Genomic DNA, 20145 nt, shown 5'->3' with positions numbered 1-20145 from the left:
TTTGGACGCAGACACCCTTGCCCGCGTGGGCTGGGTAGATGTGTGGGTGTCTTTTTACTGGGACAGCCCCTACTACTCCGAGGGCAGTTTTACCCTTGAGGTGCGCCCCACCACCGAGAACCTGCAGCTTTTGCAGGAGGGTCGCTGGCTGGTGCGCAGCGACGAAAGTCCGCGCATCCCCATGCGCATCTGCTCCCGCGCCAACCAGAACGAGGACTCGAATTTGGTCGTGAGCGGCTACCCGGCAACATGGCTGCTGACCAAGCGGGTGTCTGCGGTGAGCATCAAGAACCAGAACGCCGAAGCCGCCATGCGCAGTCTTGTGAGCGCCGCAAAGCCATGGCCCCGCCTTGCGCTGGGCACCGAGTACGGCTTTGACACCACCTTTGAAAAGCAGACCTCCGGCGGTACGGTGTTCGACTACTGCAAGACCATCGGGCAGGCCTGTGATCTGGGGTTCCGCATCGTGCTGGACGGCAAGGGCAGTAAGAAAAAGCTGCTCTTCGAGTGCTTCCGGCCTACCTTCGACCCAAACCGCCGCTACAGCCCCCGGTGGGGCAACCTGCTGAATGCCGGGTGGAGCTTTGCCGACACCGACTACGCCAACATCGCCCTTGTGCAGGGCGCTGGCGAAGGTGACGAGCGCGCCACCGTCTGGGTGGGCGATGTGAACGCTACCGGCTCCGACCGGCGGGAAATGTACGTCGATGCCCGTGACGTGCAGCCGGAGGACGGCGAGACCAGCACCAGCCAGAGCTATCTGGCAAAGCTGGCTGACCGGGGCGGCGAAAAGCTGCTGGCCCAGCTGCGCACCGGGTCCATCGAGTTTGACGTGGACGACGACACCCTGCAGGTGGGCGACGTGTTGAGCGCCAGCCTGCCCCAGCTGGGCTACACTGCCATGGTGCGGGTAGCCGACATCATCACCCAGAGCGAGGACAGCGGCACAACCCGCACCATCCGGCTGGGCACACCCACATGGCACAAGACCTGAAAGGAGGACTTTATGGCTGATATCATTACTTACCCCGAAAACGGCATCACCTACGATGCCGACGACGCTTCGGGTTACCTCGCCACCCGCCTGAGCGGCGTATACAGCGCCGAGGAGGATTTTGCCGTCACGGCACAGGGCGGCCTGAGCGTACAGGTGAGCGCCGGTCAGGCATGGGTGCGCCCGGCACGGTTCAAGGGCCGCAGCATCATCATGGAGCAGCCCACCACCGTGGTGCTCACCGAAGCGGACCCTGTACGCAGCCGCATTGACCGCATCGTGCTGCGCTACGATGCCGCCGCCAAAAAGACCAGCCTGCAGGTGCTGGAAGGTGTCCCGAATTCTGCCGGGCCTGCTGCCCCGGCCATCACCCGCACCGAGCTGATCTACGACCTCTGCCTTGCCGAGATCAAGCGCCCTGCAGGCTCCACCGCCGTTACCGCCGCCGACATCTACGACACGCGCGCAGATGAGACCGTCTGCGGCGTGATGCGGGATGGTGTGCATGGCATCCCCACCGGCACGCTGGTGCAGCAGTGGAAGGCCGTGATCGAATCCATGAGGGGTGGCAGCTTTTATACCCGTGCCGAGGTGGATGCGCTGTTGAAAAGCTTGAAAAGCGTGGATCCTTTTCCCGTGGGCAGCATCTACCAGAGCACCGCACGTACAAGCCCTGCCGCACTGTTCGGCGGTACATGGCAGGAGATTGCGCAGAACCGGGTACTGATGGGTGCTGGCAGCGGCCACGCAGCGGGCACCACCGTGGAGGCCGGACTGCCGAACATCACAGGCTCTTTTGTCGCGGATGTAAAAAAGGGTGAACATAAGGTATCCGGCGCATTCACTGCCGGCAGCGAGATCGCAACTACGGGCGAATACAATAACTTTTCTGATGTATATAAGTTCAGTCTGGATGCGTCCAAGTCTAATGCCATCTACGGCCGCAGCGCCACCGTGCAGCCTGCCGCCTACTATGTGCACATCTGGCGGCGCGTGGCCTGAGAAAGGAGGTTTTGAGCGATGATCCCTGTGACATTTGACACTGTGGCAACATTGCAGTTTGGCAGTGAGGGTCACCCGACCAGTCTGCACTTTGCCATCCCGGAAGAGTGGAAAACCTGCAAAATCAGACTCCACCTGCGGCGCAGCGACGGTAGCTTTGTGCCCCCGATGCAGCTGGACGAAAATGGATGCGTAAAAGTAAACCGCAGTGACTCCGGCAAGACCGGCGGACAGTGGATGCTGTCGGCTGAAAGTCCTGACGGAAAAGTATCTTACTCGCGAATCGGCAAATATGTGACCCCCATGGAGGTGACACAATGAAGATCCTTGACGAGACCGGCGCGGTCGTGGAAAACCCGGACCTGACGCTTGGGTATCTGACCACCAGCACTGAAGAGATCACCCACCCTGCCGTAGAGGGCGTGGAGGAGCAGTGGCACTGGGAGACCGTGACCGAGTATCCGAACGGCGGCATGGACGTGCAGCGGGTGGTGGATGTGCTCGGCGTACAGGCGCAGGAGGAATGGGTGGAAAAGGTACCCATCCAGAGATACATCCGCTACACCGCCGAAGAGCTGGCCGCGCAGGAAGAAGAACGCAAAAAGCAGGAAGCAAAGGACAAGCTGCCGGAGACGGTGGCGGCGCTGAATGCCGCTCTTGCCGACGCAGACGCTTTGAACCTTGACCAGGACTACCGCCTAACTCTTTTGGAGCTGGGCGTGACCGATGATGAAACCACCGCATAAACAGAAAGGAATGACTACTATGGCACTTTATAACACCTGCAAGCGCATGATCGAGCGCGGCCAGACCGCCGGTATGGAAAAGAAGCTGGATATCTTCTACGCCGCCGCCAAGCTGACCGACGAGCAATATGCCGAGCTGACCGAGATGCTGAACGAAAAGACCAGCGCCTGACCGGGCCGTGAAAGGACGTGATCCATATGGCGATCAAACAGTACAGCCTGAAGAAGGACGGCGCAAAGCAGCTCTCCCCCGCATTCCGTGTGCGGGAGTTCCGCTGCCGCGACGGTACCGACACCATCCTCATTGACGAAGGCCTTGTGGTGCTGCTGCAGTGCATCCGGGAGCACTTCGGCAAGCCGGTGACCATCACCAGCGGCTACCGCACAGCCAGCCACAACACGAGGGTGGGCGGCTCAAGATCCAGCCAGCACCTGCTGGGCCGGGCCGCTGACATTCAGGTGCAGGATACCGACCCGCTGGCTGTGGCCGCCTACGTAGAGAGCCTGATGCCCGGCTGGGGCGGCGTGGGCCGCTACCCGGTCAAGGCAGGCCGGGCAAAGGGCTGGGTGCACGTAGACACCCGCCCGAACAAGAGCCGGTGGACACTGTGAGGGGGTGAGACCAGTGGAAAGCATCATCTCAGCCATCCTTGCCGGTGCGGTGACCCTGATCGGCGTGCTGATCGCCAACAGCCGCAGTCAGGCCGTGACCGACACCAAGCTGGAAGAGCTGACCCGCGAGGTGCGGGAACACAACAATTTTGCCCGCCGCGTCCCCATTTTGGAAGAGCAGATGAAGGTGGCCAACCACCGCATCGCTGATTTAGAAGCAGACGAACACGAAAGAGAAAGGAACTGACTATGAACGCACACACCTACAACGCACCCACCATCTCCGCAGGTACCATTGCCCGCACCGCCTGCCTGCTGCTGGCCCTGACCAATCAGGTGCTGTCTGCACTGGGCAAGCCCGTGCTGCCCATCGAGAGCCAGACCGTGGAGCAGCTGGTCACCGCCGGCATCACCACCGTGGCCGCGCTGGTCGCGTGGTGGAAGAACAACAGCTTCACTCCTGCAGCCCTTCAGGCAGACCAGACCTACGACAAGCTGAAGGCACAGGGGAAGTAAGCCGCCCTGCCCAAAATAGCCATACATAGCAACAGCCCCGGGGAGCCTGACGGTTCCTCGGGGCTGTTTTTGTTTGGCATGTTTCGACGCTTTACGACGTATATCGACGTAATTGGTAAATTTTAAGTATTTTTCGGTTAGAGTTGACGCATAGAAAGGATGTGTCAACTATGATCGTTTCCGAATTGTCCACTCAAGTCAATGATCTGCTGCGCCCGATGGGCATTACACGTAACCTGAGCGCCTACAGTATCCTGTGCCAGTGTCTTGAGCTGGTCTGTGAGCAGGAAGACCGCCTGCAGGCCGTGGAGAAAGATATCTATACCCCTATCGCCGACCGCAGAAGGTGTGAGCCAAAAGCGATTCAAAGTGCTGTCCGCCGGGCAGCTAAAGGTGCATGGCTCACAAACCCGGAGTATGTGCAGCAGCTGGCAGGCTATCCGCTGACCGGATGCCCAAGCGCGGTACAGTTCATTGAAATGCTGTATAATGCGCTGGTGAGAGCAGCCTGAAAACTTAATAGTGTTACCAAAAACGTTACCATGATAAAGAAAAGAACGCCAATTTCTAACGAAATGGCGTTCTTTTTTCATGGTGGAGGCGATGGGAGTCGAACCAATTCCCGCCGTTCTATCGTGAAAAAATCGCAATTTTCAGGCTGAAAATGTGGCGTTGCTATGGGCTTAAATTCTGCACATAGAACCGCACCCAGTTCCCTAAAATCCGAAAGTGTGGTAAAAACTGTGGTATTTTTCAGCCGTGTAACAGCTTCATAAATACCGCATTGACGGCCTGCGCGGTCTGCACATCCTCACCCGTCAGGGCGTGGGAGTAAATGCCGTATGTGTCCATATCTTCGGAGTGACCTACAAGCGCCTTGACCTCACCGGCGGGCAGCGTCTTGATTGCGGAAACAAAGCTGTGCCGCAATTCGTACAGGCTGACCGGCTGCAAATCGTTGGCAGCGCAGAACACTTTCCAGCGCTTATAAAACCGGCGCTCTGTTTCCAGACAGAACACGCTTTCACAATGCCCGGTAACAGCCCTTTGGGCATCCAAGACGGCTTTTGCAACATCGGGCAGAACGAACGACCTGCAAGCATTTTCGTTCTTTCCACGCGTCACCTGCCCTTTTACGTTGACGGCACGGGAAACGTTGACTGTGCTCCCTTTGATATCTGCCCAGCGCAAGCCCACCAGCTCCCCCGGACGCAGGCCGGTCAAGACCGCGAATCTGTACGCATGAATAAAATCATCTGGCACGCGCTTGCCCCGGTAAAGCGTTGTATCTAGCGTGAACAGCTTTATTAGATCATCTGGCTGCAAGACCTTTTTGCCTTTCAGACGCGCCCCGGCGGGTATCTGCACATCCTCTGGCAGATAGGTGGACAGCTTGCTTTTGCGGCAGTATTTGCAGAAGGCACGGAGATCCCCGGCGAGTGATTGCAAGGTTTTACGGCTCTTGCCTGCCGCGTGGGCTTTGTTGATGATGGCTTGCAAGTCTGCATCTGTAAGGGCATTGACCCGCTTTTTGCCGATGATCGGCAGCACCCAGGTGCGCCACCGGCTCTCGATCGGTTCATAATTGCTTGCGCTGGTGGTCTGCTTTAAGCCCTCTATCCAGAGTTTATACACATCCTCTACCCTGCCCACCTTCGCGCCTATGCCGTCCTCAAGCCACGCATCAGCTTTGCGGTTCGCTTCCCGCTGGCCTGTGCGGCCGGGAGTGCTACTGTAAAAATACCGGCGCACGCCGTCTTTCTGCACCGCCACCCGCCACCGGCTGTAAGCTTCCTGCCAAACGGCGCTGTTCGTTCGCCTGCTCATGCTGCACAATCCGGGAAGTTGACCACGGTAATTTCAGCAACAGCCTTTTCGACCGTCTGCAAAATGCGCTCTATCTTTTCCACTGTATCGGCAGACAGCACGACTTCACCGCACTGTTCGCACTCCATGCAGGGAACATTTTTGATAACCACAACGCAGTTCTTCAGCTGCACCGTGTGAATGGTCGTGCTGGGCTTCATTTCGCCCTTGCAGAAAAAGCAAGTCATAATTTATTCCCCTTTCTTCTTTCGTTCAGTATACGTTGCGTTCCAGTGGTCGAGATCTGGCCAGTAGGCTGTGAGGATCCACAGTGCACCCTCATGAACACCGCACACAACGTGCAGCCAGCGGCCTGCCAGATTGACCCCCAGCACTAAACAGGACGGACAGCGGTAATCATCCGGACGGTATTCGATGATCTTCCCGCTCTGGATGGCCTGCCGAATGTCTGCCAGCAGGATACCGCGCTCATAAAGCCGGGCCTGTGAGTGGGCTGTCAGAAAGATTTGCCCGCCCTGAGCCAGTGTGCGCAGGTTCTCTATGGTCAATTCCATTGGTTCACCTTCTTTCTATGTCAATGATTGCCCGTCAGTGGGTTGCGCAATTTTGCGACACGCCCCTGCCTGCTGTGCTCTGCGCAGTGGGCTTTATTTTTTATCATCCGATAATGGGCTGGGTGGCGATAATTTATCAGCTATAGTTTTTTCATACGTTAAAAAGCCAGACAAAGACAGAACTTGTATCCGGTAATTGTCCAACATGCAAATAGCTTTTGCCATTTCTGTTAGTAAGTTCTGGCCGCTGTCATTCAGACAAAAAAACAGTTCATCAAGATAGCGTCTTTTTCGTTCAATGTCAGTAATCTGCAAGTGTGAACAATTCTCATGCCCCGCGTGATCTTTTCTAAATTGCTGATCTTTTAAGTCGTCCAATGTTTTTAAGTCTTGTAGATAAAGATTCCCATCAACATCGACCATTGGCCGCTCTTTTTCAGGATCATATTCAACAGAATCAACGGCCTTTACAAGCCCCTGTAAATCGTCATCTTCTCCGAGTAGTACATACCAGTTTATATTCAAGACTTCTGCGATTCTCTTTATTGTTTCAATTTTGGGGTTAAGTCTCCCGGATTCGTATTTGCGAATTGTCGATGGGTCAATGCCAGTTTGTGCGCCGAGTTCTTTTTGCGTCAATCCAGCAAACTTTCTCTCCTCGGCGATTCTTTCTCCGATTGTCATCTAAAACTCCCCCTTTAGCGTGTAGTATATCATATTTTTTCTTCAAAAGGAAGAAAAAGCCCTAATTTAACCATTGACAGGGACAAAAAGCCCTGTTATAATACGCTATAGAGGGACAAAAGTCCCTGAATCGAGGTGAGATAAATTGTCGAAGTCAATTACAGTCGATCGCGTGAAAGTTGTAGCGGAGATGGCGCGTCAGAACTTGACTACCGAGGAACTTTCCTTAAAGGCAGGCGTTGGACGCAATGCTATATGGAAAATGCGTAAGGGTCAACCCGTATGGCGCACTACCGCAGGCCACGTGGCCGCAGCTCTGGGCGTGACCGTTGACGATTTGAAGGAGGTGAACTAAATGTATCAACCGTTTCACAGGCTCCGCGTAAGGTTCGCGGAAATGGAGCTGCGGCAAGGGGATGTGGCGCAGGCCGCAGGCATGGCAAAGAGTACCATGACGGCCCGCATGAAGGGCTACCAGCCCTGGACGAGCGACGAGATCACCCGCGTGGCCGCTGTTTTGAACATTCCCCGGGAGCAGATCGGAGAGTTTTTCTTTGAACCGTCTCCCAAGAGCAAGAAGGGTGCATGATGGCAAACAAAAGAATGTTTTCGGTGGACGTGGTGGAAACCGACGCTTTTCTTGACCTACCGCCCAAAACGCAGGCGCTCTACTTTCATTTGGGTATGCGTGCCGATGATGACGGGTTTGTTTCAAGTCCCCGCACCATCGTGCGCACCATCGGATGCACTACCGGTGATTTGAAGCAGTTGGAAGCCGCTGGTTATGTAATTTCGTTCAGTTCCGGTGTGCTTGTTGTGACTGACTGGAAGGTAAACAACACGCTCAAGAGTGACCGTTACCGCAAGACTATGTTTCAAAACGAGCTTGCACTGCTGAAAGAATCAGCATCAAAGCGTTACATCCTTTCTGACAATGGAACCATTTCGGAACCAATCAGGAACCAAAACGGAAACCAGCAGGAGCCGCAGTATAGCATAGTGAAGGATAGTGTAGAGAAGTGTAGGTTAGAACAGGAGAGCAACGCCGCTGTCGCGGCTGGCGAGCCTGATACTCCCCCGGCGGATATTTTCACAACCTTTGCCGATGGTGACGGCGAGCTGCTGCAGGCCCTTCAGGACTATGACCGTATGCGCAAAGAAAAGCGCAAGAGCCTGACCGATACCATGCGGCGCAGCTTGTGCCAGCAGCTGGATGAAGAATTTCACCGGTGCGAGTGGGTGCAGATCATCAAGCAGGCCACCCGGCAAGGCTGGTTAAAGTTCTATCCGCTGGATAAGGACAAGCCCGCCAGCACCGTGCCAGAGTTTGAAAGCGCTGGCGACCAGATCAGCCGTATTATCAACGACCTAAAAAGAAAGAATGGAGTGATCGAATGACGACCGAAAAATTACAGGAGCTTATGCAGGCGCGAATGGCCTATTTTGGCGAGCATCTTTCCGATGAGCGAGTGACCGCCCAGCTGAAAGCATACGCGGCCAACCTGGGCACCGTACCGGACGACATTGCCGAACAGGCGTTTCTTATTGCGCTGGCTAAGTGCAAGTGCCTGAACTATTTTCTCCGCGACTGGACAACTGCCGTCCGGGACATCCAGCTTGACGCGCTGCCGTCCCCGGAACGGATGTGGGAAAATGCACTGGACACGGCACGCAGTATGCAAGAGGTCTGGGAAACGGCCTGCATCGGCTATACGGACGGGGAAGGAACTCACCACGGCGGCGGTAAGGCGAAAATTCAGGCCATGTTTGACAGACAGCCGGAAGCCGTGCGCAACTATTACGGAACGCCTGCAACGCAGATCAAAGCACTTACCCAGAGTTCGCGTAGCGAGCTTGCAAGGAACCGTTATCGCGGTTTTGTGACTGCTATGGATAAAGCCCCGGTGAAAGCCTTGCAGGCACCGCCCCTGCCCCAGCTGACGCAGGGCATCCAGCCTGCCGCCCAGATCAGCGACAGCAGCAAGAGCGCGTGAGGGGGTGATTTTGTGAACGAGAACACCGACCGTGCCAGCTACACCAACGCTATTGTGAAGCTGCTAGAAAAAGCCGACCTACGCAAACTGCGCCTGATCTGGGTCTATGTGGAGCGCATGACCCGCACCAACTAAGCCGACCCGGCCTAAGCTGGCCGTGTTTATAATTTTTTGTTTCGCCAGTAGTGGCGAAGAAAGGACGAAACCATGAAGTCGTTTATTTCCACTGACCGCGATACCATTCTTGAGTGCTTGCAGGGTGAGAAGCTGCTGAACATTGTACCCGATGGGCTGGGCAATGTGTCGCTGGTGTTTGAAAGCGCCAACCCGGACGCATCCGACCTGCTGACGGTCAAACCTGATGGCAAGATCATCGCAACGCTGCTTTATGACGAGGAAGAAGCCCCCAGTGTGAAGCCTTGCAGCGTTGACATTCTCGGCATTTCTTTGGGCGAAGAAGGTTTGCTCATCATCCCGCGTGAAGTCCGTATGCAGTGTGAACCGCTGGTTAATGCGGCGAATGCCCTGATGAACGCTCTGAATGACCTGCCCGTCAGCACCGTGGATAAAAACACCATTGCACTGCTGGCCGCTGATCTGATGGCGCAGGCAGAGCAGGAAGGTGTGAAGAACGGCGTTGAAGCCTATACGGATTTCACCCACGACATGACCCCGGAGAAGTTTACAGAACTCGTGAAGTCTGTCAAAGACGATTCCATGCCGTCCTGATTAAGACCGCCGACAAACAGAAAGCCGCCTTTCCCTGCGCCAACAGGGAGGGGCGGCAAATAGCGGGACAACGCATTGCAGTAATGTTTCCCGCCCTCATTTTATCAGAAAGAAGAGGAATTTTCAATGTATTGGTTACACCGCTTTTCAATTTTCTGTCGTGGGCCCGTTCGCCCTGGTTTGTTTCCTCGGTGCCGCTGTGATGTGGTTCAACGGCATCCGGTAAGGGGGCTTGCAACATGACGAGAGAAGAATCTTTAGAAGTCCTGTGCGTGGCTTTTGAGAAGCTGGACGAGGACGAACAGCGAGAGATGATCCGGCTTATTGAGCAGATGAAGCGTGCCCATACTTTTGGTCTGGACGTCCGTTTTGACGAGCACACTTTCACTTTCTTTATCGCAGATGCAGCGACCAACACCGTTGTTGCCCCGCCGCCGATGAATATTCCTACTGTGGAAGCATGGTTGAACGACTACGAGAAGGAAGCAGCCGAAGAATGACACTACACGGTGAAATTCTTGCAGTTATGTCCGTTTTATGGTACAATAGCAGCGTGATACAAACGCTCTTTTAGACCATTACAACGCGTAAAATTTAACGGTGGTGCGTGGAGTACATAGCGCCACCCCCACCCCTGAGAGCGTGTTACAGCCCCGGAAAGGCTGCTGCACGCTCTTTTTATTTGCCGGATGTCATTCTATACCATGACGAAGAAGCTCAAGAAGTGCCCTGTCTGTGGGGCTGTGATGTGGCATTTTGCCAATGAAAGCCGCTGCCTTGAATGTGCAGCATGGGAAGCCCAGGACGAAAAGGAACGGGCCCGCGTCCGTACTCTGGCATGGGCCGCATACCATGCGGAACACGGCGAACCGCTGTCACTGGGTGAAGCTGCCGCAATGGCTGATGCTATGGGCATGACCTACGGACAATACAGCCTGCTGCTGTCCAAGCAAAAACGCAATGCGGCAATAAAGTGACATTGTATAGCATTATATTTGCATTTTACAACGCAATGTGGTATACTGAGCATAGCAGGCGGCTTATAGCGCCGTCCGGCTCCTGACTGCTCTTTGCTGCACGGTCTGGCTGTGGGTGTGCCATGACCCACGATCAGAGCGCCCAGCATTGCAGGAGCGGACATACCCCTTGCACCGGGCTTTTCCTTTCCCCGGTACACCATGCGCGGCATAAGGTTTGCCGCCTGCTGCTTTTTACGTCTACTCATACGGAAAATGAGGTGCTATCAATGGAGAATCCCAACCCTACCCCCAGCGCCGCCCAGCAGGCCGAAAATAACGGCTCTGGACGGACTTTTACCCAAGACGAAGTAAACTCCATCGTTGCAGATCGGCTTGCCCGTGAGCGCTCCAAGAGTGCCGAGCGCGCGGGCGACCTTGACGCACGAGAAAAAGATCTGAAAGCCCGCGAGGAAGCGTTGGAAGCCAAAAGCCAGCGCTTCAACCAGTGGGAAGCCCGGGAAGCCTGCAAGCAGTATCTGACTGATAACCATATCAGCACGGCGCTGCTGGATAAGCTGGACACCAGCGACCCGGAAGCGTTCAAGACTGCTGTAAAGGCGGTGCAGAGCGTCACCGGCAACGGGTACACCGTCACCACCACGACCACCGGTGCAAAGGTGGACACCCCGCCGATGTGGCTTTCTCAGGGCAAAGACAAAGACGCTGAGTTAAAGCGGGCTTTCGGTCTGAACAACTGAAAGAGGATCTATAAATGGCTATTGAGTTAGCAACCCAGTTCCAGGCATATACAGACGAACAGTTTTACTCCGAGAGCAAGACCAGCCTTGTAACCAACAAGGATTTCAGCTTTGACGGTGCAAAGACCATCAAGCTGTATAAGGTCAAAACCACCGATATGGAGGACTTCAACCGCAACGGCCCCATTCTGGACGGCAACAAGTCCCAGTATGGCACGATCAGCACCCTGCAGGCCACCACCGAGACATTCACGATCAACAAAGATCGTTCTTTCACGTTCGAGGTGGACAAAATGGACACGGACGAAACCAAGATGCAGGTTGCGGCAGCCAGCGCTCTGGCACGCCAGCAGCGTGAGAAGGTGTTCCCGGAGATTGACTCCTATGTTTACAGCGTGATGGCAGCAAATGCAGGCATTAAGCCGGAAGCCGCAGCCCTGACCGCTGAAAACATCTATACGCAGATCATCACGGCAAATGCCCAGATGGATGATGCTGAGGTGCCCGCATCTGACCGCGTGCTCATTCTGACACCCACCGCCTACACGCTCCTGAAGCAGTCCAAGGCCACCTTTGACAATCAGGACATTGGTGCAGAACTGCGCAAGAAGGGCGTTATTGCCCAGCTGGACGGCCTGAACGTGGTCAAGATCGCGTCCAACCGCCTGCCCGAGAAGTTCGGCTTCATGATCGCGCATCCCGTGGCTACTGTGGCCCCGGTCAAGCTGGCAGAGTACAAGATTCACCTTGACCCGCCTTTCCTGTCTGGCAGTCTGGTAGAGGGCCGTATTTACTACGACGCGTTTGTTCTGGAAAACAAGGCAAAGGCTATCTATTATCAGGCAATCGCCTGATATGGCATCATCTGGGCGCATGGGGCAACCTGTGCGCCCTTTTTGTATCGAGGTGAGTATATTTGAAGATCAAACTTTCAACTCCCGCAGAGGTACGCCGCACGCTGTCCAAGATCGCAAATATGCTGCTGAATAACCAGATCGACCCGCAGCGGGCAACAGCTATCACAAATTGCTGCAACAGCGTTCTAAACTGCATCCGCATTGACGAACAGCAGAAGAAGCTGGCAGAGCTGGAAAAGCTGCTGGACGAGGTGGAAGCGAATGGAGCTTGACCGACTGGAAAAGCGCATCCGGGCACTACAGGCCCGGAAAGCGGCCAGAGCTGCCACGTTTGAGCGCGTGCAGGGCATCGACCCCACCGAGCACGAAGCGGCTGTATACCACGCTATCCACGCGGATATAGCAGCCGATGCACACACCTACTACAATCTTCCCGGTGGGCGCGGCTCCTGCAAATCGTCCTTTGTGTCATTGGAGATCGTGGACGGCATCCAGAAAGACCCCACCGGCACCGGCTCTGCTGTGGTGTTCCGACGGTGGGGCAGCACATTGCGGGAATCCGTGTTTGCACAAATCCAATGGGCTATTGACGCGCTGGGCGTGTCTGACCTGTGGGCCTGCACTGTGTCCCCTATGCGCTGCACCTACCTTCCTACAGGCGCACAGATCATCTTTCGAGGGCTGGACGATAACAGCAAGATCAAGTCCATCAAGCCTGCAAAGGGCTTCTTTCGGTGGGTATGGTTCGAGGAATTTTCCGAGCTGCCCGGTGAAAATTTTGTACGCTCTGTAATGCAGTCTGTAGGCCGTGGCGGCAAGCCTGTGGTGTTCCGCAGCTTCAACCCGCCTGTGTCCCTGAATAACTGGGCAAATAAGTTCGTCCAGCAGCCCAACGAGGAAGCATTGACCCTGCACACGGATTACACCCAGGTGCCGCCTGAATGGCTGGGAGAGGTGTTTCTGAACGAAGCCCAGCGCATCCAAGCTCTGAATCCCAAAGTGTACGATCATGAGTATCTGGGCATCCCTACCGGCAGCGGCGGCGAGGTGTTCACCACGCTGGAAGTGCGAGAGATCGCGGACGAAGAGCTTGCAATGCAGTGTTACCGCTATGTGGGCTGTGATTTCGGTTTTGCGTCTGACCCTGCCGCCGTTGTGGCGCTGTACTACGACCGCAGCACCGAAACCATCTACTTTGCGGATGAGATTTACAAGCGCGGCCTGTCGAATGAGGCCCTTGCCGCTGAGATCAGGGCGCACAGCCTTGACCATGTGGGCGAAACCAGAAAGAACCCCATCACAGGCGCAGAAACGGCCCCGGAACAGGTTATTTATTGCGACTGTGCAGAACCCAAGAGCGTGCACGATCTACGGGAATACGGCCTGCAGGCTCGCCCTTGCATCAAGCGCCCCGGCTGTGTGAACTACCGCATCAAGTGGCTGCAAAAAAGGACGCTTGTTGTTGACCCCAGGCGCACGCCCAACATCTACCGTGAGTTCTCGCAATACGAGTACGACACGGACAAAGACGGCAATTTCCTGCCCAGTGTGCCAGATCGTGACAACCACACGATAGACGCAGCGGCCTATGCCTTGACCATTCTTATTTTCAATCCGAGAGAAGGAGCGTAAAATCATGCTTGAACTGCATCTTATCTGCCCGAACTGCAAAAAGACTTTTGTTGTCTATGACTGGCAGCTATGGAGAGACAGCGAGGAAAACGAGAGCTTTCAATGCCCCTGCTGCCATACTGCCCCGGATGAAGAAGCCTGTTACCGCCTGAAAGATGGCTTTTTGGAGCTGTGCGACGTTGACCGGCATTGGAACCACGACAAAGAGAGCGCACCGCTGCCGCCTGAAAAACAGAGCTGGAAAATCGAGATCAGACAGGGATAAAAACACACTAAAATCCGAAAACGTGGTAAATAGTGTGGTATAAGCAAAGAAAAGCACCTAGATTTTAACGAATCTAGGCGCTTTTTTCTGGTGGAGGCGATGGGAGTCGAACCCATGTCCGAAAAGAGTTCAGTGTAGGTATCTCCGGGTGCAGGCGATCTACAACATTCCCGCCGCGCCACGCCGATCGTCAGGCTAGCGCATTGGTAGCTTCATGAGTTCCTGCCGGTCCGCAAAGCTTAAGTCCGTTCAGGTGCTGTGTCTAAAGGACGCCCCGGCCCCACACGACACAAGAGTGGGCGGAACGCGCAGCACTCAGGCTGCGAGCAACTGAGAATTGTTATTGTCAGTTAATTTTTTGGAGGAGTTATAGAGCAGTTCCCCCACTGCTACCCGCTGCCCAGACCTCGCTCTCCCCGTCGAAACCTTTACGCCCCCTTATAAAGCACACCTTGCGGTGTGCAAAAAGCTTTGAAAAAGTTCCGCTTCAGGAAGCGGTCTGAAAAAATCAATAGTATTTGCCGTTGGACTTCATAGCACGGTCAATGGAACGCTTTGCATCGCGCTGGGCGGCATCGGCACGCTTATCGTAGAGCTTTTTGCCTTTGCAAAGGCCCACTTCCATTTTCACGCGGCCATGTTTGAAATAGAGCGAAAGCGGCACAAGGGTATATCCCTGCAGCTTGCACTGCTGATGCAGCCGCCGGATCTCACTTTTGTGTGCCAGCAGGCGCCGGACGCGCATCGGATCCTGATTGAACATGTTTCCGTGGTCGTAGGGACTGATATGCATTCCCTTTACCAGCAGTTCACCATCCTCAATATCGACCCAGCTGTCTTTCAGGTTGACCCCTCCGGCACGCAGGCTCTTGACCTCCGTACCTTTCAGTTCAACACCGGTTTCCAGCGCTTCCAGAACGAAGTATTCATGGCGCGCTTCACGGTTTGTGGCAATGGTTTTTGTTGCCGGACGCTCCTTAGTGGGTGCCATTCCGCGCGCCTCCTTTCTCCATTGTGGTTTGTTGTATCAGTATACCATTTTTTTATGGTTTTGCAAGGGCTGTTTTTGAAGAAATTGTAAATTTTTCCCAATTCACAGCTCACCACGGCCAGAAAGTGCACGGTACAAAGTGGTTTCGTCAGTGTATTCCAGGCTTGCGCCCACCGGCAGGCCATAGGCCAGACGTGTGGTCTTGATGCCCAGAGGCTTGATAAGCTTTGCCAGATACATGGCGGTGGCTTCACCCTCCACCGTGGGGTTCATGGCCATGATGACCTCTTTCACCTTGCCGTCGCCCAGGCGGGCCAGAAGTTCCTTGACGCACAGCTGTTCGGCAGTAATGCCGTCCATCGGGCTGAGCAGACCGTGCAGCACATGGTACAAGCCGTGATACTCCCTTGTGCGTTCAAACGCCTGCACATCGCGGGGCGTTTCCACCACGCAGATCACAGAAGGGTCGCGTTTTGCACTCGCACAGATGGGGCAGATATCCGCTTCTGTATAATTCTGGCAGATACGGCAGCGATGGAGCTTGGTGTGGGCACCCTGAATGGCTCCCGCCAGTGCGGCGGCATCTTCGTCCGACATGCTCAGCACCTGATACGCCATGCGGGTAGCGCCCTTGCGCCCGATCCCCGGAAACTTGCTGAATTCTTCGATCAGCTTTTCCAGCGGGGCAGCAGTATAGCCCATGTTCTTCCCTCCTGCCGGATCAGAGACCAGGGATGTTCATGCCGCCGGTCAGCTTGCCCATTTCAGCTTCGGCAGTTTCGTCCACCTGCTTGACGGTTGCGTTGATGGCAGCAGCCACCATATCTTCCAGCATTTCAACATCGTCCGGGTCCACAGCCTCGGGCTTGATGGTGATGGACAGCACTTCGTGCTTGCCGTTCATCTTAACAGTGACCATCTCACCGGCAGCGCTGCCGGTGTACTCGGCAGCTTCCAGCTCGGCCTGTTTGGCTTTCATATCTTCCTGCATCTTCTGTGCCTGACGCATGAGGGCGTTCATATCGGGGCGGCCAAAGCCTGCGGGCATTCTTGCTTTCATAATCGTTTCTCCTTATTGATGCAATGTATTTTTATGATCTCGTTTTCCTTGCGGAATCCTCAATGGACACATCCAACCCCAGCTTTTCCAGTGCACGAAGCGACTGCTCTGCGTTGGAGACCGTTTTGCCAGCGCTCTTTGGTTCATAGGGACCAATGGGCACCGCCGTACCGGACACATCCTTGATCAGCTTTTTGATCAGGCGCTGGCTGTCCTTGTTGGCGCGGATAAAATCGCGGAAGGTCTTGCCGCCGTCGATCAGCACGCGGGTGCCATCAAAGTAAGCCTTGGACTTGCGCAGATAGGTGTAGAGCATGGGATCTTTTTCCTGCAGCTGCTGTACCACCTGCGGCCAGTACGGATACAGCGCAGTCCCTTCCTGCCCGGCATCCTGTGGCTTTTCCGGCACAGGCTTTGCAGCGGGCGTGGGTGCAGGTTTGGGCGGTTCTGGCTGCGGAACAGGTTCCAACTCTGCCGGCACGGGTGCAGCTGGCTGTGCGGCCTGCGCGGCAGGCTCGTCCCAAGGCAGCATTCCGGCCTGCTGCGCGGGCGGTTCCTCCGGCAGCGGCGGCAGCTCTTCGGTCTGGACGGGTGAAGTCTGCTCTACAGATATTTCCGACGGCACGGAAGGTTCTGCCTTTACAGGTTTCGGTTCCGCTGCAGGCTGCACCACAGGAACGGACGGTATTGGCGGCTGGGGAGTCGGAGCGCTTGCAAAGGGCTGCACAGCAGTTGCCGAGGCAAACGGCTGCGGCGCTGCGGGTTGAGCTGCAGCACGGACAGGCGCGGCCTGCACAGGAACTGCCTGCGGCTGCTGGGGCGGTTCGGATAAGCCAAACAGTGCAAGTTCCAGCTCGATCCGCTGGTCGCTGCCGCGGGTCATATGTTCCAGCGCACTGCCCAGCGCACGGATGGCACGAATGGCCTCCCGCTGGCCCAGCTGCGGGCCTTTTTCCAGATACAAAGCCTCCTCCTCCGGCGAAACGCCGGACAGAAGGCTCTGCCCGCCCGGCAATGCTGCCAGCATCAAAGCACGATAATGCGCGATCAATTCCTCCGTCAGACGCTTGACATCCACAGACTGCTGGCGAAGCTGTGCCAGCTGGGCCAGTGCTGTGGCACCGTCCTGCGCTTCCAGTGCGTCCGAAATGCGGAACAGATAACTGCGGTCGGTCACACCTGCCATGCGGCGCACCACATCGGCATCGATTTTCGCCGTAACGCCTGCGCAGGTATCCAGAATGGACAACGCATCACGCAGTGCACCGTCGGCCAGACGGGCGATCAGTTCCGCACCGTCCGGCGAAAGCTCCAGCTTTTCCTCACCTGCAATGTATTCCACCCGGCGGGCGATATCCTCCGGCCCGATGCGGGTAAAATCGTACCGCTGGCAGCGGGAAAGAATGGTGGCGGGCACCTTCTGGATCTCAGTGGTTGCCAGAATAAAGATGACGTGGGCAGGCGGTTCTTCCAGCGTTTTGAGCAGCGCATTGAATGCCGCTGTGGACAGCATGTGCACCTCATCGATGATGTATACCTTATATTTACAGGCGCTGGGAGTGTAAGCTGTTTCGTCGCGCAGGTCGCGGATATCATCCACACCGTTGTTGGAAGCCGCATCCATCTCCACCACGTCCAGAATGCTGCCGTTATCGATGCCCTTGCAGATCTCACACTCGCCGCAGGGGTCTCCATTGACCGGATGCAGGCAGTTGACTGCCTTTGCAAAGATCTTGGCGCAGGTGGTTTTGCCGGTGCCGCGCACGCCGGTAAACAGGTAGGCATGGCCCACACGGTTTGCCGTGATCTGGTTTTTCAGCGCAGTAACAATGGCCCGCTGGCCTACCACATCCTCAAAACGCTGCGGTCTCCATTTGCGGTACAAGGCACGGTACATGGTTCTCTCCCCTTTCCTGCAAAATAAAAAGGACAGCGCTGACGGGGTTTTGTCCCCGCCTTGCGTAACTCGGCATACGGATGCAGGCTTACTGAAACGCACAAACGCACTGCTTAAGGCTGCTTGGTTCCCCACCTGACCTGGTTCACAGCGAATCCATCGTACAGGACCCGCATCCGTATGCCGAACCACGCAGCAGGCGCTGTCCGACACATCCTTCTGAATGCCAGAATATTGTACCATAAACGCAGGCAGATTGCAAGGGGTGGGAGGTATCATTTCACGGCCCACGCATGAAACGATCAAATAGGATATCCCAACGTCAGAAAATGTGATGTTCTCTAAAATCCAAAAAGCGCAGTACATTCTCTGCGCTTTCGCGTTTTGTACTGCGCTTTGCTTTTATCCTGTTATTTTAACGGCATTGATTTTGCAGCAGCCTTTTTTTCTTACAATGCCACATCCAGTGCCATCATCAGCGCAAATCCCAGCACGATGCTTACAACACCGACAGGCTCGTCGCCCTCCACGGCCTGCGGGATCATCTCCTGTGCGGTCACGCACACCATGCAGCCCGCCGCCGCGCTGAGCAGCCACGGCAGCGCAGTACTGACCCATTCGGCCAGGGCAAAGGCAAGCAATGCCCCCAACGGCTCTACCAGCCCGGAAGCCGCTCCCGCAAAAAACGCCTGACTGCGGGTGCGGCCGTTATGGGCCAGCGGCAGGCTGACTGCTGCACCTTCCGGGATATTCTGCAGGCCGATGCCAAGGCTCAGCGCCAGTGCACCGCTGATGGCATCCGGCTCCCCGGTCAATGCCAGTGCAGCGGCAAGGCCCGCCACCATACCCTCGGGCAGGTTGTGCAATGTTACAGCCAGCACCATACGTCCGCCGTGCCCGGCCCCGCCTGCCAGCAGTTGCCCGGCAAACTGTTCCACCTGCAAAAGGCCCACTGCGCCCAGCACAAGCCCCACTGCCGATGGGATCCATGCCGGAAGCGGCAAAGTCTGTCCGCGCTGGATAGCAGGCAGCAGCAGGCTCCACACACTGGCCGCCAGCATGATGCCCGCTGCCATGCCGCACAGGATGCGCTGCGTGCAGGGCCGCGACTGCCGCCGCAGCAAAAACACGCCTGCTGCCCCCAGTGTAGTGCACGCCGCCGGGAACAGCAGCACCCACGCAGTGAAAACAATCTGGTTCACGATACATTCCCCCTTTGCCCGGTGTATGTGCGCCGAAGCAAAAAGGTGCAGAAAAGCCCGTCACACAAAATACAGTGTGATGGGCTTTTCTGTCAGAATGCGATGTCATCTTCTTCGCTGCCAAAGGGCAGACCCGTAGCCGGATCGACCGGCGGCAGGCCAGTCTGCCCCATATCCGCTGCCTTTACGCTGCATACCACCGCATTGGCAAGCACATACTTCACCTTTGCGGTGGCAGCAGCGCCGATCTTATCATAGATGCGGCCTGCGCTGTAACAGTCGCCCAGCACGGTGTGAGTGCTGTTGGCCACATAACCCACCTTGCCCAGACCCGGCAGTTCTGCGCGGATGGCTTCGTGGTCAAAGTCATTCTCCGGCTCTTTGACCAGTTTTACCTTCTGGCCTACTGTAAACGGCTGAGTGCCGAAGCGGTAGTTGAGTCCGGTCAATGTAACATAGTACTTCATCTTTATTTCCTCCAAAACACATGTTTTATTTTCAGGGAGCCCGTTCATCCCCTGCTGTGTCTGTATTATCCACTTTTTATGTCCAATAAAAATCACTTTCAAATAACACTTGTCATTCTTTGATATTTTTGTTCAGGTTCGCTGCACAAAGTTTACCATCTTTTCTTTCTCCGCAGGTCCACTGTCAGGTGACAAATGGTTCTTTTCCGTTTCCGGAGCCGCATCATCCTCACTTTTGCATTTCTTTATTTCTCTTTAAGAAACATGCATTCCCGTCTTGATTTAAGTGAACAAACAATGAAAGAAATTACAAAGTGATTACAACGCGGTAAAAAATTCTTTCCTGAGTTTCTCTGCGCTTCGATCAGTTTAACAAAAACTCTTTGACTTTTAGCGATA

General features: G+C 55.5%; 32 protein-coding genes and 2 other RNA genes. 22 read left to right on the top strand and 12 right to left on the bottom strand.

Features of this window, described 5'->3' with window-relative positions:
- Position 1: 1 nt before the first annotated feature.
- The 9 genes from GKG36_RS06160 to GKG36_RS06125 all read left to right on the top strand — a co-directional run bounded on the left by GKG36_RS06160 (position 2) and on the right by GKG36_RS06125 (position 4382).
- Positions 2–994: a siphovirus ReqiPepy6 Gp37-like family protein gene (locus GKG36_RS06160; RefSeq protein ID WP_243139002.1), complete on the top strand. Its 993-nt coding sequence runs from the start codon at positions 2–4 to the stop codon at positions 992–994.
- Positions 995–1006: 12 nt separating this feature from the next.
- Positions 1007–1996 (top strand): hypothetical protein, encoded by a 990-nt coding sequence (locus GKG36_RS06155; RefSeq protein WP_154259714.1) that lies wholly within the window; start codon positions 1007–1009, stop codon positions 1994–1996.
- Between the two features lie 18 nt (positions 1997–2014).
- A complete protein-coding gene (locus tag GKG36_RS06150; protein ID WP_154259712.1) occupies positions 2015–2317 on the top strand; it encodes a hypothetical protein in 303 nt (100 codons plus the stop codon).
- Entirely contained in the window at positions 2314–2742 is a 429-nt protein-coding gene (locus tag GKG36_RS06145; protein ID WP_154259710.1) for a hypothetical protein, read from the top strand. The genes GKG36_RS06150 and GKG36_RS06145 overlap by 4 nt, the downstream gene beginning before the upstream one ends.
- A gap of 19 nt (positions 2743–2761) precedes the next feature.
- Positions 2762–2914 carry a hypothetical protein gene (locus GKG36_RS14565; RefSeq protein ID WP_173012897.1) on the top strand — a complete coding sequence of 51 codons (153 nt, stop codon included), beginning with the start codon at positions 2762–2764 and terminating at the stop codon, positions 2912–2914.
- Between the two features lie 26 nt (positions 2915–2940).
- Complete coding sequence (locus GKG36_RS06140; protein ID WP_154259708.1) at positions 2941–3354, top strand: D-Ala-D-Ala carboxypeptidase family metallohydrolase; 414 nt, start codon at positions 2941–2943, stop codon at positions 3352–3354.
- A gap of 13 nt (positions 3355–3367) precedes the next feature.
- On the top strand, positions 3368–3601 hold the full coding sequence (locus GKG36_RS06135) for a hypothetical protein (protein WP_173012902.1): 234 nt from the start codon (positions 3368–3370) through the stop codon (positions 3599–3601).
- A gap of 2 nt (positions 3602–3603) precedes the next feature.
- Positions 3604–3870 carry a phage holin gene (locus GKG36_RS06130; RefSeq protein WP_097781834.1) on the top strand — a complete coding sequence of 89 codons (267 nt, stop codon included), beginning with the start codon at positions 3604–3606 and terminating at the stop codon, positions 3868–3870.
- Positions 3871–4040: 170 nt separating this feature from the next.
- Positions 4041–4382 (top strand): sporulation initiation factor Spo0A C-terminal domain-containing protein, encoded by a 342-nt coding sequence (locus tag GKG36_RS06125; RefSeq protein WP_097774954.1) that lies wholly within the window; start codon positions 4041–4043, stop codon positions 4380–4382.
- Positions 4383–4623: 241 nt separating this feature from the next.
- Here GKG36_RS06125 and GKG36_RS06120 read toward each other — a convergent pair whose 3' ends face one another.
- From GKG36_RS06120 to GKG36_RS06105, 4 genes are all read right to left on the bottom strand, one after another.
- Positions 4624–5637 carry a tyrosine-type recombinase/integrase gene (locus GKG36_RS06120; RefSeq protein ID WP_173014051.1) on the bottom strand — a complete coding sequence of 338 codons (1014 nt, stop codon included), beginning with the start codon at positions 5635–5637 and terminating at the stop codon, positions 4624–4626.
- 56 nt (positions 5638–5693) lie between these two features.
- Positions 5694–5924 (bottom strand): type II toxin-antitoxin system MqsA family antitoxin, encoded by a 231-nt coding sequence (locus GKG36_RS06115; RefSeq protein ID WP_154259704.1) that lies wholly within the window; start codon positions 5922–5924, stop codon positions 5694–5696.
- Positions 5925–5927: 3 nt separating this feature from the next.
- Positions 5928–6251, bottom strand: coding sequence for a DUF4258 domain-containing protein (locus GKG36_RS06110; protein WP_154259702.1), 324 nt, complete (start codon positions 6249–6251; stop codon positions 5928–5930).
- Between the two features lie 93 nt (positions 6252–6344).
- Positions 6345–6935, bottom strand: coding sequence for a helix-turn-helix transcriptional regulator (locus tag GKG36_RS06105; protein WP_154259700.1), 591 nt, complete (start codon positions 6933–6935; stop codon positions 6345–6347).
- A 205-nt stretch (positions 6936–7140) separates the two neighbouring features.
- Between GKG36_RS06105 and GKG36_RS14560 the strand changes: the two genes are divergently transcribed.
- From GKG36_RS14560 to GKG36_RS06050, 13 genes are all read left to right on the top strand, one after another.
- Positions 7141–7290, top strand: coding sequence for a hypothetical protein (locus tag GKG36_RS14560; RefSeq protein WP_173012901.1), 150 nt, complete (start codon positions 7141–7143; stop codon positions 7288–7290).
- Positions 7291–7524, top strand: a complete 234-nt coding sequence (locus GKG36_RS06100) for a DUF739 family protein (RefSeq protein WP_154259699.1) — start codon at positions 7291–7293, stop codon at positions 7522–7524. It begins immediately after the preceding gene.
- Positions 7524–8333 carry a hypothetical protein gene (locus tag GKG36_RS06095; protein ID WP_154259697.1) on the top strand — a complete coding sequence of 270 codons (810 nt, stop codon included), beginning with the start codon at positions 7524–7526 and terminating at the stop codon, positions 8331–8333. The genes GKG36_RS06100 and GKG36_RS06095 overlap by 1 nt, the downstream gene beginning before the upstream one ends.
- A complete protein-coding gene (locus GKG36_RS06090) occupies positions 8330–8929 on the top strand; it encodes a hypothetical protein (protein WP_154259694.1) in 600 nt (199 codons plus the stop codon). Before GKG36_RS06095 ends, GKG36_RS06090 begins: the two co-directional genes overlap by 4 nt.
- Before the next feature lie 12 nt (positions 8930–8941).
- Positions 8942–9064 (top strand): hypothetical protein, encoded by a 123-nt coding sequence (locus GKG36_RS14945; protein WP_279236550.1) that lies wholly within the window; start codon positions 8942–8944, stop codon positions 9062–9064.
- Positions 9065–9136: 72 nt separating this feature from the next.
- Positions 9137–9658 carry a hypothetical protein gene (locus GKG36_RS06085; protein WP_154259692.1) on the top strand — a complete coding sequence of 174 codons (522 nt, stop codon included), beginning with the start codon at positions 9137–9139 and terminating at the stop codon, positions 9656–9658.
- 239 nt (positions 9659–9897) lie between these two features.
- Positions 9898–10158: a hypothetical protein gene (locus GKG36_RS06080; protein WP_154259690.1), complete on the top strand. Its 261-nt coding sequence runs from the start codon at positions 9898–9900 to the stop codon at positions 10156–10158.
- A 204-nt stretch (positions 10159–10362) separates the two neighbouring features.
- Positions 10363–10635: a hypothetical protein gene (locus tag GKG36_RS06075; RefSeq protein ID WP_154259688.1), complete on the top strand. Its 273-nt coding sequence runs from the start codon at positions 10363–10365 to the stop codon at positions 10633–10635.
- A gap of 269 nt (positions 10636–10904) precedes the next feature.
- Positions 10905–11375, top strand: a complete 471-nt coding sequence (locus tag GKG36_RS06070) for a DUF4355 domain-containing protein (protein ID WP_173012900.1) — start codon at positions 10905–10907, stop codon at positions 11373–11375.
- Between the two features lie 14 nt (positions 11376–11389).
- Positions 11390–12229, top strand: coding sequence for a hypothetical protein (locus GKG36_RS06065; RefSeq protein WP_154259684.1), 840 nt, complete (start codon positions 11390–11392; stop codon positions 12227–12229).
- A 62-nt stretch (positions 12230–12291) separates the two neighbouring features.
- Positions 12292–12504 (top strand): hypothetical protein, encoded by a 213-nt coding sequence (locus tag GKG36_RS06060; protein WP_154259682.1) that lies wholly within the window; start codon positions 12292–12294, stop codon positions 12502–12504.
- The gene (locus tag GKG36_RS06055; RefSeq protein ID WP_154259680.1) at positions 12494–13864 is read left to right on the top strand and encodes a PBSX family phage terminase large subunit; all 1371 of its coding nucleotides are present in this window, start codon (positions 12494–12496) and stop codon (positions 13862–13864) included. Before GKG36_RS06060 ends, GKG36_RS06055 begins: the two co-directional genes overlap by 11 nt.
- A gap of 4 nt (positions 13865–13868) precedes the next feature.
- Positions 13869–14129 carry a hypothetical protein gene (locus GKG36_RS06050; protein WP_154259678.1) on the top strand — a complete coding sequence of 87 codons (261 nt, stop codon included), beginning with the start codon at positions 13869–13871 and terminating at the stop codon, positions 14127–14129.
- Positions 14130–14217: 88 nt separating this feature from the next.
- On the opposite strand, the gene ssrA is transcribed toward GKG36_RS06050, so the two are convergent.
- The 8 genes from ssrA to GKG36_RS06010 form a co-directional block, all read right to left on the bottom strand.
- Positions 14218–14567, bottom strand: a transfer-messenger RNA (tmRNA) gene (gene ssrA / locus GKG36_RS06045).
- Between the two features lie 70 nt (positions 14568–14637).
- Positions 14638–15120: an SsrA-binding protein SmpB gene (gene smpB, locus GKG36_RS06040; RefSeq protein ID WP_005941729.1), complete on the bottom strand. Its 483-nt coding sequence runs from the start codon at positions 15118–15120 to the stop codon at positions 14638–14640.
- Between the two features lie 102 nt (positions 15121–15222).
- Positions 15223–15822, bottom strand: coding sequence for a recombination mediator RecR (recR, locus tag GKG36_RS06035; protein ID WP_005941730.1), 600 nt, complete (start codon positions 15820–15822; stop codon positions 15223–15225).
- Between the two features lie 19 nt (positions 15823–15841).
- On the bottom strand, positions 15842–16180 hold the full coding sequence (locus GKG36_RS06030) for a YbaB/EbfC family nucleoid-associated protein (protein WP_097774953.1): 339 nt from the start codon (positions 16178–16180) through the stop codon (positions 15842–15844).
- A gap of 31 nt (positions 16181–16211) precedes the next feature.
- Positions 16212–18077, bottom strand: a complete 1866-nt coding sequence (gene dnaX / locus GKG36_RS06025; RefSeq protein ID WP_154259677.1) for a DNA polymerase III subunit gamma/tau — start codon at positions 18075–18077, stop codon at positions 16212–16214.
- Positions 18078–18154: 77 nt separating this feature from the next.
- Positions 18155–18253, bottom strand: an RNA gene (ffs, locus tag GKG36_RS06020) — signal recognition particle sRNA small type.
- A 273-nt stretch (positions 18254–18526) separates the two neighbouring features.
- Positions 18527–19279: a ZIP family metal transporter gene (locus GKG36_RS06015; protein WP_101956485.1), complete on the bottom strand. Its 753-nt coding sequence runs from the start codon at positions 19277–19279 to the stop codon at positions 18527–18529.
- Positions 19280–19371: 92 nt separating this feature from the next.
- On the bottom strand, positions 19372–19746 hold the full coding sequence (locus tag GKG36_RS06010) for an HIRAN domain-containing protein (RefSeq protein ID WP_154259675.1): 375 nt from the start codon (positions 19744–19746) through the stop codon (positions 19372–19374).
- Positions 19747–20145: the final 399 nt, after the last annotated feature.

The organism is Faecalibacterium sp. BIOML-A1, from assembly GCF_009679715.1.
In the GTDB taxonomy this organism is placed as follows: Bacteria; Bacillota; Clostridia; order Oscillospirales; family Ruminococcaceae; genus Faecalibacterium; species Faecalibacterium taiwanense.
This window is presented reverse-complemented; position numbering and strand designations above follow the sequence as displayed.

Excerpts from the sequence above, each read along its gene's own strand:
- GKG36_RS06155 (WP_154259714.1), top strand. The coding sequence starts at position 1,007 with ATGGCTGATATCATTACTTACCCCGAAAACGGCATCACCTACGATGCC.
- GKG36_RS06150 (WP_154259712.1), top strand. The coding sequence starts at position 2,015 with ATGATCCCTGTGACATTTGACACTGTGGCAACATTGCAGTTTGGCAGT.
- GKG36_RS06145 (WP_154259710.1), top strand. The coding sequence starts at position 2,314 with ATGAAGATCCTTGACGAGACCGGCGCGGTCGTGGAAAACCCGGACCTG.
- GKG36_RS14565 (WP_173012897.1), top strand. The coding sequence starts at position 2,762 with ATGGCACTTTATAACACCTGCAAGCGCATGATCGAGCGCGGCCAGACC.
- GKG36_RS06140 (WP_154259708.1), top strand. The coding sequence starts at position 2,941 with ATGGCGATCAAACAGTACAGCCTGAAGAAGGACGGCGCAAAGCAGCTC.
- GKG36_RS06130 (WP_097781834.1), top strand. The coding sequence starts at position 3,604 with ATGAACGCACACACCTACAACGCACCCACCATCTCCGCAGGTACCATT.
- GKG36_RS06125 (WP_097774954.1), top strand. The coding sequence starts at position 4,041 with ATGATCGTTTCCGAATTGTCCACTCAAGTCAATGATCTGCTGCGCCCG.
- GKG36_RS06115 (WP_154259704.1), bottom strand. The coding sequence starts at position 5,924 with ATGACTTGCTTTTTCTGCAAGGGCGAAATGAAGCCCAGCACGACCATT.
- GKG36_RS06110 (WP_154259702.1), bottom strand. The coding sequence starts at position 6,251 with ATGGAATTGACCATAGAGAACCTGCGCACACTGGCTCAGGGCGGGCAA.
- GKG36_RS06105 (WP_154259700.1), bottom strand. The coding sequence starts at position 6,935 with ATGACAATCGGAGAAAGAATCGCCGAGGAGAGAAAGTTTGCTGGATTG.
- GKG36_RS06100 (WP_154259699.1), top strand. The coding sequence starts at position 7,291 with ATGTATCAACCGTTTCACAGGCTCCGCGTAAGGTTCGCGGAAATGGAG.
- GKG36_RS06095 (WP_154259697.1), top strand. The coding sequence starts at position 7,524 with ATGGCAAACAAAAGAATGTTTTCGGTGGACGTGGTGGAAACCGACGCT.
- GKG36_RS06090 (WP_154259694.1), top strand. The coding sequence starts at position 8,330 with ATGACGACCGAAAAATTACAGGAGCTTATGCAGGCGCGAATGGCCTAT.
- GKG36_RS06085 (WP_154259692.1), top strand. The coding sequence starts at position 9,137 with ATGAAGTCGTTTATTTCCACTGACCGCGATACCATTCTTGAGTGCTTG.
- GKG36_RS06080 (WP_154259690.1), top strand. The coding sequence starts at position 9,898 with ATGACGAGAGAAGAATCTTTAGAAGTCCTGTGCGTGGCTTTTGAGAAG.
- GKG36_RS06075 (WP_154259688.1), top strand. The coding sequence starts at position 10,363 with ATGACGAAGAAGCTCAAGAAGTGCCCTGTCTGTGGGGCTGTGATGTGG.
- GKG36_RS06070 (WP_173012900.1), top strand. The coding sequence starts at position 10,905 with ATGGAGAATCCCAACCCTACCCCCAGCGCCGCCCAGCAGGCCGAAAAT.
- GKG36_RS06065 (WP_154259684.1), top strand. The coding sequence starts at position 11,390 with ATGGCTATTGAGTTAGCAACCCAGTTCCAGGCATATACAGACGAACAG.
- GKG36_RS06055 (WP_154259680.1), top strand. The coding sequence starts at position 12,494 with ATGGAGCTTGACCGACTGGAAAAGCGCATCCGGGCACTACAGGCCCGG.
- GKG36_RS06050 (WP_154259678.1), top strand. The coding sequence starts at position 13,869 with ATGCTTGAACTGCATCTTATCTGCCCGAACTGCAAAAAGACTTTTGTT.
- smpB (WP_005941729.1), bottom strand. The coding sequence starts at position 15,120 with ATGGCACCCACTAAGGAGCGTCCGGCAACAAAAACCATTGCCACAAAC.
- recR (WP_005941730.1), bottom strand. The coding sequence starts at position 15,822 with ATGGGCTATACTGCTGCCCCGCTGGAAAAGCTGATCGAAGAATTCAGC.
- GKG36_RS06030 (WP_097774953.1), bottom strand. The coding sequence starts at position 16,180 with ATGAAAGCAAGAATGCCCGCAGGCTTTGGCCGCCCCGATATGAACGCC.
- dnaX (WP_154259677.1), bottom strand. The coding sequence starts at position 18,077 with ATGTACCGTGCCTTGTACCGCAAATGGAGACCGCAGCGTTTTGAGGAT.
- GKG36_RS06010 (WP_154259675.1), bottom strand. The coding sequence starts at position 19,746 with ATGAAGTACTATGTTACATTGACCGGACTCAACTACCGCTTCGGCACT.